Genomic DNA, 12,491 nt, shown 5'->3' on the forward strand with positions numbered 1-12,491 from the left:
CATAACGCAGCGATCAATATCAACAAAGAAGGGTTTAGAAAGTATAAGTTAGCATTTCAGTTATAAACAAATAAGAACCGTAGGGACTACGGGGATAGCCTATTGAGTCACTGGCGGGTACGCTGGTATGGATAGGAAGCCCCCACTTCTATTTAAGTGGTGGGTAGTTCACTCCAGAAGCGTACATACAACAAAAAAACTGCCAATCGTCAATTTGACTTCGGCAGTTTTATTTTTTCAATGAGGATCACATAAGGTGCATCTTGTCGATTTTGAATTTGATAAATGACAGAGATGAATGTCGAATCTAACGTTTTAATGTAAACGTTTAAGGCTTCAGACTCTTGTTTACCCGCATCATGTCCAGGATAAACAGTCATCAATATGAAGTCATCTACCTTCATCTGCGATAGAATCGTCTGTACGGTACTTAGGGTGACTATCGCGGTTGTTGTGATGGACTTATCACCATTAGGCAAATAACCCAAGTTGAATACAACGCCACGATAACTGGTTAAGGTACTTATTTTCTCGAATGAATCATGAATTAATGACACATTATGAATACCCAAATCCATTAGTTTTTCCTGGGTCACTGCCAACGCTTTAGACTGAATGTCAAAACCAATCACTTGTTTCGCAAGAGAAGCGATATAAATCGTATCGTGTCCATTACCAACGGTAGCGTCAATGATGGTATCCGTTTTTTGAACATGGGTCTTTAAATAGTTTTGAACAAATTGTTTGATATGATCATCTTTCATATAAATCACCTTGCCACGCATTGAGCGCACGCATACGTTTATCTATTTCATTCTGAACAACAAACTTCTTAATGGTCCACTTCGGTTCAATCAATAATTTTAAAGGGGCATCCCCAGTCACACGGTGAACAATCATCGAAGGTTTTAGAATCCGTAACTGATCAACAGTGATATCGACATATTCTTCTAAAGATAGTATTGGGAAAGGATTTTTTTTATAATCGAAACCCATTTTGGTTTTTTCCATGACATGAAGCATATGAATTTTAATCCCTTGAATATCCAATGTATTGATGTGTCTGATCGTATCAAGCATCATTTCTTTGGTTTCATAAGGTAACCCATTGATGATGTGAACTACCACTTCAATATTTCGTTTTCTGAGTTCAAAAACAGCATCATCGAAGCACTTCAGATCGTGAGCTCTGTTGATGAGGTTCGAAGTGGTTTCGTGGATGGTTTGCAAGCCGAGTTCTACCTGCAAAGGCATGCGTTTGTTCAAGTCATCTAAGTAGTCAAGTACCTCAATCGGTAATGAATCTGGTCTTGTCGCTATCGAAATCATGACGATGTTTGGATCTAAAGTGATGGCTTCTTCATATAAAGATTTGAGTTTTTCAAGCGGACCATGGGTATTGGTATTGGCTTGAAAATAAACCACATAATTGGCTTTATCAGGCCATTTTAGGTGCATCATCTCTTTGATATTATCGAATTGTTTCCTTAATGGATCATATTTAGACCCGGCAAAATCACCGGAACCTAAAGGGGTACAAAAAGTACAGCCACCTCGCGCTACAGTCCCATCAATGTTAGGACACGTAAAGTGACCATTTAAGGCAATCTTAAAGACTTTGTTTGGATAAACGTGTCTATAATAGTTGTTGAGTGTGTTATAATGTTTTTCGTCTGTCATTAATTGCATAGGATCACCAAATGTATTTTAACACAGGTGTCTTATTATGTTATAATAAATAGAAGAGGTTCTGACATGATTAAACGCATCAATATCGCGGTGTTTCAACCGTCAAAAATTGCATTTTTCTTAAAAGATAAAATGGGTTATGTATTTGGTTACATGGCTCTTTTGGCATTCTTAGCCTCTTTACCAGTGATGATTCAATTGTTTTTGGTATCCCCTTTAACAGCTGAAGTTAAACAGGACATCACAGGTGTGTTCATTCAAAAAGCCGTGGGATGTGAAATTGTTTCAGGCACATTGGCGTGTGAATCACCCACCAATTTCACTTATGGTGGGATACAATTACGATTTTTACAAGACCCAGCGGATATGGGTGTCCAACTGATATTCGAACAGGATAGAATAATACTCTATTCAACCACATTTCAAATATTAGATATCACCTATGAATCCATGGGTGTGACCAATTTAGATCTATCTTTAAAAACACAAGAGGATGTCCAAGCTTTTAAGGCTGCTTTAGTCCCATTTATGACTGTGATTCAACCCATTTACGCAACCACTGTTTCACTCTTAGTATTCATTTCCAATTTCTTATTATATATCGCGATTGCAGGCATCATGGCATATTCGTTTGGTTTTAGAGTAGAAAAAATCGCATACCAGTTCCGTTTTAAATTAGCAGCTTACGCAACCACCAGTTATTTTATTTTGGCTTTGGTTGTTGAATTATATGGTTTAGGTTACATCTTGGCTTTTGGCATGATCCTACCATTCATCACCATGACCATCGCATTCAATGGTTTATTAAAAATGTCGGTAGTCATCCGTAAAAAAGACGACGAAACGTAGGATATACTATGAATAAATTTGATCTATTTATCAAACAATCAGGGTTCAAAGACCCTCAATTATTACAGGCACAACTCAATAATGTTGCAGTCAATCCAAATGAGAAAAAGTGGACCTTTTTCATCTCGTTTAAAGAGACACCTGAAGCCAAATCTTTAGGCCATTTCGCAGCTCAATTGGTGCTTTATTTCACCATTCCAAACCAAGTACACAAGGTCGAGTACTTTTTTAAGTATGATAACCCAACCTGGCAAAAAGACCCTATTGCGTACTTCCAATGGGTTTTACAAACCTTATCCGAAGAACGCGCTTCTTTGAATGTATTTAAGAACTTTGAAGTCATCTATACCGATGGCTTTGTCGTGTTTGTCGATGAACACAGTGAACACCTCAATAGGTATCTACCATTTTTTGAAGAGGCATTTAAAAAATATGGTTTTTATTCAAGTATTCGATTGGAAATAACCAAAACCATTCCAAATGTGATTGAGGAAATCAAAAAAGATGAACAACAAGCCATTGAAAAGCTAAAAGACATCCAACCCAAAGAAAAAGTCGAACCTAAAAAGGCTTTAAAGAACTTCAAAAAAGTCTACAAAGCGGACAAAATCAGTCCGATTTCTGATATCCCTAAAGACAATTATGAACTGGATAAGTATCAAAATACCCAAGGTGTCCCTGCTTTCTCAGTAGAAGGTACCATCTTAAAAACAGAAATCAAACACCTTAAAAACATATCGCTTTTACAAATGACCGTCGCTGACGCGGATGACGCCATCATTGTAAAACAGTTTTTAAACAAACCAGAAGACATCACCACCGCAGAAGCATATAAGCCCAATGACATCGTTCGTGTGTCTGGTAGAGCCTCTTTTGATACGTTTGCGAAAGACGTCATTTTAATCGCGAATGTCATTGAATTCTTAGAAAAGACCAGCAAAAAAGAACGTAAAGACAATGCGAAAGAAAAACGCATCGAGTTCCATTTACATACCAAAATGTCCAATATGGACGGGATTACCGATGTTGCAGATTATGTCGATCAGGCCATCAAATGGGGACATAAAGCCATCGCATTTACAGACCATGATGGGTTATATGCGTACCCAGATATTGCGAAAGCAACCAAAGGAAAACCCATCAAACCCATCTATGGAGTCGAAGTCAATTACATTGATGAAACGGCCTTTAAGATGGCATTTGGTGACCGAGACATTGACCTAAAGACCGCGACTTATGTGGTATTTGACTTAGAAACCACTGGTTTATCTTCTGAAAGAGACAAAATCATCGAAATCTCTGCAGTCAAGATTCAAAACCATCAAGTGACTGAACAATTCTCAACCTTTGTCAACCCAGAACAAAAGTTGTCTTATTTCACCACCAGTTTGACTACCATTACCGATGAAGATTTGGTGGGAGCACCTAAAATTGATGAAGCCTTACCGAAGTTTTTAGCATTTGCGAAAGACGCGATTTTGGTCGCGCACAATGCATCCTTTGATATTGGGCACATCTACGCTAACATGGCCAGACTTTCCATCGATGATATCGAATTTCCGGTCATCGATACATTAAATATCGCTCGATATTATTACAGAGATGACCTGAAACGTTATAACCTTAAAGCGGTTGCGAAACTCTTTAAAGTGAAATTAGAAACGCACCATAGAGCCGTCGATGACGCTTTAGCAACCGCAAACATCTTTATTTTGATGTTGGCTGATTTATACAAAAAAGGCATCACCAAACACAGTGACATCAACCGTTCGATTGAACTTGCGAATGCATGGCAATGTGGCTTTACGACCCATATGAACTTACTGGTTCAAAACCAAGTGGGTTATAAGAATTTATTTAAAATCATTTCAGACACATTAACTGACCATTTCTTTGAAGGTCCAAGGCTGTTAAAATCGGTCTTAGAAGCCCATCGTGAAGGGATTTTGGTCGGGTCTGGTTGTAGTCATGGTGAAGTCTTTGAAATGGCTTTAAACCGCAGTGAAGAAGACCTTAGAAGAGTCATATCTTTCTACGATTACATCGAAGTTCAACCACCGGTATCTTATCGTCACTTGAAGGAAGATTTAGGTGTTGAAGCGGATTTCATCATCCAATCACTGATTAAGAAAATCATCAGGGTTGCGAAAGAGATGAATAAACTCGTCATCGCGACAGGTGATGTGCATTATTTAAATGAATCCGACGCGATTTATCGTGACATATATATTCGTACCAAACTCGTTGGTGGTGGTACACATGATCTCGCGAGATATGAAGTTGCACCACTACAGTATTTGATGACCACCGATGAAATGTTAGAAGCGTTTAAATTTATCGGGACAGAATTGGCATATGAGATTGTCGTTACCAATACGAACAAATTAAACAACCGTATTGATGCGATCCAAGCATTCCCTAAGAGTTTATATTCTTTAAGAGACGATGCCTTTAAAGACAAACTTGGTATCGCATCCATCAAAGATGAAATCTATCGTTTGGTCTATCAAAAAGCCCACCAACTTTACGGGGAACAAATCCACCCAATGGTTGAAAAACGCATTGAACGTGAACTTAAAAACATCATTGAAAATGAATTTGGTCCAATCTATTACATCTCATACTTATTAACCAAAAACAGTAACGATGCCGGATACCTTGTCGGTTCTCGTGGGTCTGTCGGTTCCTCGTTGGTAGCGACCCTCATGGGAATCACGGAAGTCAACCCACTCAAACCCCATTATCGTTGTCCAAATGGCGATTTTACCGTATTTAAAATGAGTGAAGAGGACATTGCGCAATTTGGTTTAACCGACCTTGAAAAGGCATTCCAAACCCATTTTGATAATGTCGCTTCAGGGTATGATTTATCGGATCAAGTGTGCCCTCAGTGTGGACAAAAACTCCATAAAGATGGCCACGATATCCCGTTTGAAACCTTCTTAGGGTTCAATGGGGATAAAGTCCCAGATATCGACTTAAACTTCTCTGGTGAATACCAATCCAAAGCCCATGATTATGTTCGTGAACTTTTGGGTGAATCCCATACCTTTAGAGCTGGTACCATTCAAACGGTTGCAGAAAGAAATGCCTTTGGTTATGTCAAAGGGTTCTTAGAGGATAAACAAATCACAGGTATTCGTAATGCCCAAGTGGAACGATTGGCTAAAAACATTGAAGGCGTCAAACGCTCTTCGGGTCAACATCCAGGCGGTATTGTGGTGGTGCCATCCGAAAAAGAAATTTTCGATGTCACACCGATTCAATACCCAGCAGATGACATCGAAGCCGGTTGGAAGACCACCCATTTCGATTATCACTCATTTGAAGATAACTTATTAAAACTAGACATTCTAGGTCACGATGACCCAACCATGATTCGTTTCTTGATGGATTATGTCAAAGCCCATCCTGAGGATTTCCCATTTACAGAAGCGAGTGAAATCCCAGTGGATGACCCTAAAGTGTATGAATTATTCGCCAACACCACCTGTATTGGATTAGACCCAAAAGACATCAATAGTGAGGTCGCCTCCTTTGGTATTCCCGAACTTGGCACCAACTTTGTGCGTCAAATGCTCACCGATACCAAACCAAGCAATTTCGCTGGTATGGTTAAAATTTCGGGTCTATCGCATGGTACAGACGTATGGTTGAAAAATGCTCAAGATTTGATTTTAAATAAAAAAGAAGAATTCCAAGGCATCACTTTTGACCAAATCATCGGTTGTCGTGATGACATCATGGTCGACTTGATTAACTTTGGCATGGACCCTTTAAAGTCCTTTGAAATCATGGAGTTTGTACGTAAAGGCAAACCTTCAAAGGACAAAGAAAAGTGGAAAACCTACGAAGAATTGATGATGCGCAACAGTGTACCTAAATGGTACATTTGGAGCTGCTCGCAAATCAAGTATATGTTCCCGAAAGCCCACGCTACCGCGTATGTCTTGATGGCGATGCGCATCGCTTGGTTTAAAGTTTATAAACCAATATTATTCTATAGTGCTTATTTTTCCAAACGTGCCGACCAATTTGATTATGAAACGATGGTTTTAGGACCGAATGCGATTCGTAACCGGATCAAAGAAATCGAAGGCTTATTCAATACCACAGCCAAAGATGAGTCGGTCTTAACTGTCCTTCAAATTGCGTTAGAGATGACCCTTAGAGGCATGAAGTTCTTAAAAGTAGATATCTTCCAATCAGAAGCTGTCGAATTTAAAATTGAAGGCAATCACTTGAGAATGCCATTTGTCTCGGTCGATGGTCTAGGCACACAAGTTGCCTATGACATCGTGGACAAACGTCATGAAAAAACATTCACTTCAAGAGAAGACGTCAAAAATCGTACCAAGATCAATAAGACCGTTTTTGAAAAGATGGAAGCTTATGGTGCATTTGACGAATTAAATGAGGAAAATGATGTGATTGAGCAAGGATTGTTTGCACTTTAAAACAAGAAGTTTTATAATACGGATGAATGGAGGTTATATTTATGCAACAAAATAATCCTGTATTTTCTCGATTAAGAAAAAACCCGGATGCCATGGCCTATGGCGCTGAAGCAGCAAGCATTCGAGGTATTATATTGAAGACCATCATCCTGTTTGTGATTGCGATTGGCACAGGCATCTTAGCCTTGAGTTTCGCCGACCAAAATCCTAACTTGTATATTGGTTTAGTGATGTTCTCGGGCATCATTGGTTTTATCAGTATCATCGTCGCCATGAGTTCGATTCGACTCGCCCCTGTATTCTCCTTGATTTATGCCATGAGTGAAGGTTTATTCCTCGTACTCATCAGTGTCATTTACATGGAAGCATTCAATTACACAGGGTACAACATTGTCTTACTAGCTGTCTTGATTACAGCCGCCATATTCTTTGGTATGCTGGTTTTATATAGCACCAAACTCATTGTGGTGACACAAGGCTTTAGACGCTTCATGTTATCATTTGGATTCATGATGTTGAGTGTCGTCTTATTCGTTTCCATCGCTTCTATCTTTGATGGCGGTCAAATGGCATACATGTTATTTGGTAACCCGGATAGCCCAATCGTTTTATTCTTAACATTGGTATTTGTCATGTATGGCGCATTCATGCTCACATTGCACTTTGACAATGCAGCACAAATTGCTGACCAAGGGTTAGACAAACGATATGAATGGGTTGCAGCCATGGGTTTAATGGTCGCAATTGTATATATCTACTACCAAGTTTTAAGATTACTTGCTATAATATTATCTAGAAGAGATTAAATAACAATAGAAGGACCCAGTACTTATTCAAAAGTGTTTAGAGAAGACATGGTTGGTGAAAATGTCTCACAACGAATAACGAATTCAGCTTTCTTGTGGTGCTAATCACACCCGTATGTGCTGCGTTAAGGCAATCAAGGGCTAGAAGCAATTCTAGAACTAAGGTGGTACCGCGTTTATGACGTCCTTAGAGCAATCTAAGGGCGTCTTTTATTTTTGCTAAGGAGGCAACTATGGAACTACAACATTTATTAGAACAAGCCAAACAAGCGCTTGAATCCATTCAAACCATGAATGACCTAAATAACTTAAAAGCAAACTATTTAGGTAAAAAAGGGGAAATCGCCAGTTTGATGATGACCCTCAAAGACTTGCCTAACGAAGAAAAACCAAAAGTAGGCAAACAAATCAATGAAATCAAACAATCCCTCGAAGCGTTGTTTGAAGAAAAAAGGGATGCCATTGATCAAAAAGAAATCGCATCCAAACTGGAAAAAGAATCCATCGATGTGACCTTACCAGGGCTTCAAATGGAGATTGGTTCAGCACACCTTTTACAACAAATTGTCGAAGAATTAGAAGCATTCTTCATCGGCTTAGGGTATGAAGTCAAAGAAGGTCCAGAAGTCGAAAGTGATCATTACAACTTTGAAATGCTTAACTTACCAAAAGACCATCCAGCCCGTGCAATGCAAGATTCTTTTTACATCGATCCCAACCGTTTACTCAGAACCCATACCTCGCCGGTTCAAGCAAGAACCATGTTGGAAAGTGCGGGTAAACCGATTAAAATCGTATGTCCAGGTAAAGTCTATCGTAGGGATGACGATGACCAAACCCATAGCCATCAATTCATGCAAATTGAAGGCTTGGTCATTGGTGAAGACATCGCCATGTCTGACTTAAAAGGTACTTTATTGGCTGTGATTCGTCAATTCTTTGGTCAAGACAGAGAAATCCGTTTGAGACCTTCTTATTTCCCATTCACTGAACCTTCAGTCGAAGTCGATGTTCACCATGAAGATGGTCGTTGGATTGAAGTATTAGGGGCTGGCATGGTCCATCCTAATGTTTTAAAAATGGGCGGTTATGACCCAGATAAAGTCCAAGGGTTCGCCTTCGGTATCGGTGTTGAACGCTTGGGTATACTCAAATACAAAATCGATGATATCAGACAATTCTACACGAATGATCTTCGTTTCTTAAAACAATTCAAAGGGGGACGCTAAGATGAAAATCTCTACCCATATGTTAAAAAACCTCATCCATGAGGTACCCAATAATTTAAAAGAACTCACCAATGGCTACATCACTGAAATCGAATCCTATGAATCCTTGGTGGTTGCGAGCGGTTTAGCTACCGGTCATGTACTCACCTGTGTGGATCACCCAAATTCGGACCATTTACATGTGACTACCGTGGATTTAGGCAATGGTTTGGTGGAACAAATCGTTTGTGGCGCACCGAACGTAGCTGCCGGTCAATATGTCATAGTTGCGACCCCTGGGGCTGTATTACCAGGTAATTTTGAAATCAAGCGCAGTAAAATCCGTGGGGTTGAATCCAACGGCATGATATGCTCATTAAGAGAACTAGGCATTGAAGACAAATATGTCGAAGACAAATACAAAGACGGTATATTCTATTACAACGAAGCTGTTCCACTAGGCGTAGATCCACTCCCGTTTTTAAATCTCAATCAAGATTCCATGGAGTTGTCATTGACACCCAATAGAGCCGATTTATTGTCCGTTCTAGGGTTTGCATACGATTTGTCCGCTGTTCTTAATAAGAAATTGATTTATCATGAAGAAACCCCATTTGAATCTGAACAACTCAACCCAGTGGTGGTTCAAAATGAGACCGAAGGTTGTTATCGCTATTTTGCAAGAACTCTCAATCATGTAAAAATCAAATCCTCACCTGAATGGTTAAGAAGTGATTTGATTGCCAGTGGGATTCGTCCAATCAACAATGTGGTCGACGTCACCAACTATGTCATGTTAGAACTAGGTGTGCCTCTACACGCATTTGATAGAAACAAATTTGAAACCGATAAAGTGGTGATTCGCGACGCCAAAGAAGGCGAAGAAGTCGTTACTTTAGATGGCATCAAACGCATCCTATCGAAAAAAGACATCGTCATCACCAATGGCTTATACCCAGTGGCTTTAGCCGGTGTGATGGGTTTAGAAAATACCATGGTCGATAACGACACCGATAGCATCATCTTAGAAGCAGCCAGCTTCGATCCTAAACGCATTGGTGAAACCTCAAAACGTTTGGATTTAAGAAGCGATTCCTCATTACGTTTTGAACGTGGTATTGATGAAACGCGCGTACGCATGGCCATCAATAGAGCTGCAACCCTATTGTATGAACTTGCGAATGCAGAAGTCACCAAAGAAATTGCCTATACGGGTATCCCTTATCCAAAACCAGTGAAAATCGAATTACATGTTGAAAAGGTCAACAAGTACTTAGGTATCGCACTGACTAAAGAAGCCTTAAGAGACATTTTAAGACGCTTAAATATCATCCCTGTCTCAGAAGATGTGTATCTCGTTCCAAGTTATCGAAATGACTTACGCATTGAGGCAGACCTCATCGAAGAAGTGGCGAGAATTTATGGTTTAAACAACATTCCGATGACCTTGCCAAAAACCAATCAATTGGGTCATTATTCCAAACGTCAAACACAAGTACTTAAATTTAGAAGATTGCTTAGACACATGGGCTTGAATGAAGTCCTTAACTACTCATTGTTGAAGACCGCTGAAGTGAATTTGTTTACCTTACCAAGCGAAGATGTGATTTCTGTATTACATCCACTATCAGAAGATAAGAAATCCTTAAGACACTCTTTGATCAATGGTTTGGTTGAAAATGCCAAATACCATGCATCTAGACAAATCAACGATTTGAAATGCTTTGAAGTGGGCAAAGTCTATTATTCCCATGAAGAACCTGTCCATGTGGCTGGATTATTGATGGGCAACTATCAACAAATTGCTTGGTCTAAACAAGGCCTAGAAACATCCTTCTATGTCCTAAAAGGACTCGTGGATGCGTTATTGAAACACTTTGATTTGGTACCTACTTATGAAAAACAAACCCAAATCGAAGGATTCCATCCAGGGGTTTGCGCAAACATTCTCATCAAAGATCAAGTGGTGGGCGTGCTCGGTAAATTGCACCCAAGTTTAGGTATTGATGCGTATACTTTTGAACTCAGCCTTGAAAAGCTCATGACATACATCGAACCACAACCTAAATTTGAAGTGATTTCTAAATACCCAAATATCACCAGAGACTTGGCTTTTGTCGTCGACCGTGGTATTGAAGTGGGTAAAATCACCAAATTAATTGAACAAACCGCACGTAAGTTCTTAGTAGACCTCACATTATTTGACGTCTATAGAGATGAAAAACTGGGGGATCTAAAACAATCCTTGGCTTATAGTCTCACTTTCAACAGTAAGGAAAAGACGTTAGAAGCTGCCGATGTAGATAAACTCATGAAGAGCATTGTCAATCGTTTACAATTTGAATTTAAAGCAGAACTGAGAGGTTAAGAAGGCAAATTGCCTTCTTTTCTTTTGTGTGCATCGTGTAGGCAAAAAAAGCATTTTAGTGTATAATATCTTTGGTGATAGAATGACAAATATTTATGATTTAAGATTAGAAGCATTAGAGTCGTTTATGGTAGAACACGGACAAAAGAAATTCCGTGCATCTCAAATTTTCGACTGGATTTATAAAAAGAAAGTTGTTTCATTCAACGAAATGTCCAACGTAAGCCAAGAAGTCATTGACCTTTTGGAAGCCAATTTTGAAATAAAAACACTTGAAAAGGTCATCGAATCCAAAAGCGTCGATGGCACCGTTAAATACTTATATGGTCTTCAAGACGGAAACCTCATTGAAACCGTTGTGATGAATCACGACTATGGCTATTCCATATGTGTAACTTCACAAGTCGGTTGTAACATGGGTTGCCGTTTTTGTGCATCGGGTATTTTAAAGAAAAAACGTAACCTGACAGCCGGCGAAATCATGAGTCAAATCATTGAATCCGAACGTGCTTATGGCAAACGTATTTCATACGTGGTTGTCATGGGGATTGGTGAACCATTCGACAACTATGAACACTTAATGACGTTTTTAACCAACGCCAATTCAGCTAAAGGTCTTGAAATTGGGGCGAGACACATCACGGTATCTACCTGTGGTATCGTACCGAAAATCAAAGAATACGCCGATGAACAACTTCAAATCAACTTAGCGATTTCTTTACACGCACCAAACAATGAAGTTCGAAATCAATTGATGCCGATCAATAAAGCATATCCAATTGAACAAGTCATTGACGCGATTCGCTATTATATGACTAAAACCAATCGTCGTATTACCATCGAGTACATTTTAATCGATGAACTCAACGATAAAAAAGAACATGCCTATGAGTTATTAAAACTACTCAAAGGCTTGAATGTCTATGTGAATTTAATACCTTATAATGAAGTATTAGAAGCACCATTCAAACGCTCAAAACGTGAGAATCAAGAAGCATTCTATGATGTCCTTAAAAAAGGCGGCATGAATGCGACACTCAGAAAAGAACAAGGCCACGACATCAACGCGGCTTGTGGACAACTTAGAAGCCAAAATCTATAACGGAGGTATCTT

General features: G+C 39.3%; 8 protein-coding genes and 1 other annotated feature. Of the genes, 6 read left to right on the plus strand and 2 right to left on the minus strand.

The features are described 5' to 3' along the window. Positions 1-209 precede the first annotated feature (209 nt). Together mnmM and mnmL are read right to left on the minus strand one after the other, a co-directional pair. Positions 210-764: a tRNA 5-(aminomethyl)-2-thiouridylate-methyltransferase MnmM gene (gene mnmM, locus N7548_RS05785; RefSeq protein WP_263608528.1), complete on the minus strand. Its 555-nt coding sequence runs from the start codon at positions 762-764 to the stop codon at positions 210-212. Next, on the minus strand, positions 754-1,689 hold the full coding sequence (gene mnmL, locus N7548_RS05790) for a tRNA modification radical SAM protein MnmL/YtqA (protein ID WP_263608529.1): 936 nt from the start codon (positions 1,687-1,689) through the stop codon (positions 754-756). The genes mnmM and mnmL overlap by 11 nt, the downstream gene beginning before the upstream one ends. Before the next feature lie 66 nt (positions 1,690-1,755). Between mnmL and N7548_RS05795 the strand changes: the two genes are divergently transcribed. From N7548_RS05795 to rlmN, 6 genes are all read left to right on the plus strand, one after another. After that, positions 1,756-2,538, plus strand: coding sequence for a DUF1189 family protein (locus N7548_RS05795; protein ID WP_263608530.1), 783 nt, complete (start codon positions 1,756-1,758; stop codon positions 2,536-2,538). A gap of 8 nt (positions 2,539-2,546) precedes the next feature. Next, positions 2,547-6,995 carry a PolC-type DNA polymerase III gene (locus tag N7548_RS05800; protein WP_263608531.1) on the plus strand — a complete coding sequence of 1,483 codons (4,449 nt, stop codon included), beginning with the start codon at positions 2,547-2,549 and terminating at the stop codon, positions 6,993-6,995. Between the two features lie 41 nt (positions 6,996-7,036). Next, a complete protein-coding gene (locus N7548_RS05805; protein WP_263608532.1) occupies positions 7,037-7,801 on the plus strand; it encodes a Bax inhibitor-1/YccA family membrane protein in 765 nt (254 codons plus the stop codon). Between the two features lie 3 nt (positions 7,802-7,804). Beyond that, positions 7,805-7,993 (plus strand) — a binding site (T-box leader). Between the two features lie 41 nt (positions 7,994-8,034). Beyond that, entirely contained in the window at positions 8,035-9,030 is a 996-nt protein-coding gene (pheS, locus tag N7548_RS05810) for a phenylalanine--tRNA ligase subunit alpha (RefSeq protein ID WP_263608533.1), read from the plus strand. Position 9,031: 1 nt separating this feature from the next. Further along, a complete protein-coding gene (gene pheT, locus N7548_RS05815) occupies positions 9,032-11,377 on the plus strand; it encodes a phenylalanine--tRNA ligase subunit beta (RefSeq protein WP_263608534.1) in 2,346 nt (781 codons plus the stop codon). Positions 11,378-11,459: 82 nt separating this feature from the next. Then, entirely contained in the window at positions 11,460-12,479 is a 1,020-nt protein-coding gene (rlmN, locus tag N7548_RS05820) for a dual-specificity RNA methyltransferase RlmN (protein WP_263608535.1), read from the plus strand. Positions 12,480-12,491 lie beyond the last annotated feature (12 nt).

Origin of the sequence: Paracholeplasma manati (genome assembly GCF_025742995.1) — a bacterium.
In the GTDB taxonomy this organism is placed as follows: domain Bacteria; phylum Bacillota_I; class Bacilli_A; order Acholeplasmatales; family UBA5453; genus Paracholeplasma; species Paracholeplasma manati.

Excerpts from the sequence above, each read along its gene's own strand:
- N7548_RS05800 (WP_263608531.1), top strand. The coding sequence starts at position 2,547 with ATGAATAAATTTGATCTATTTATCAAACAATCAGGGTTCAAAGACCCT.
- mnmM (WP_263608528.1), bottom strand. The coding sequence starts at position 764 with ATGAAAGATGATCATATCAAACAATTTGTTCAAAACTATTTAAAGACC.
- rlmN (WP_263608535.1), top strand. The coding sequence starts at position 11,460 with ATGACAAATATTTATGATTTAAGATTAGAAGCATTAGAGTCGTTTATG.
- N7548_RS05805 (WP_263608532.1), top strand. The coding sequence starts at position 7,037 with ATGCAACAAAATAATCCTGTATTTTCTCGATTAAGAAAAAACCCGGAT.
- N7548_RS05795 (WP_263608530.1), top strand. The coding sequence starts at position 1,756 with ATGATTAAACGCATCAATATCGCGGTGTTTCAACCGTCAAAAATTGCA.
- pheT (WP_263608534.1), top strand. The coding sequence starts at position 9,032 with ATGAAAATCTCTACCCATATGTTAAAAAACCTCATCCATGAGGTACCC.
- mnmL (WP_263608529.1), bottom strand. The coding sequence starts at position 1,689 with ATGCAATTAATGACAGACGAAAAACATTATAACACACTCAACAACTAT.
- pheS (WP_263608533.1), top strand. The coding sequence starts at position 8,035 with ATGGAACTACAACATTTATTAGAACAAGCCAAACAAGCGCTTGAATCC.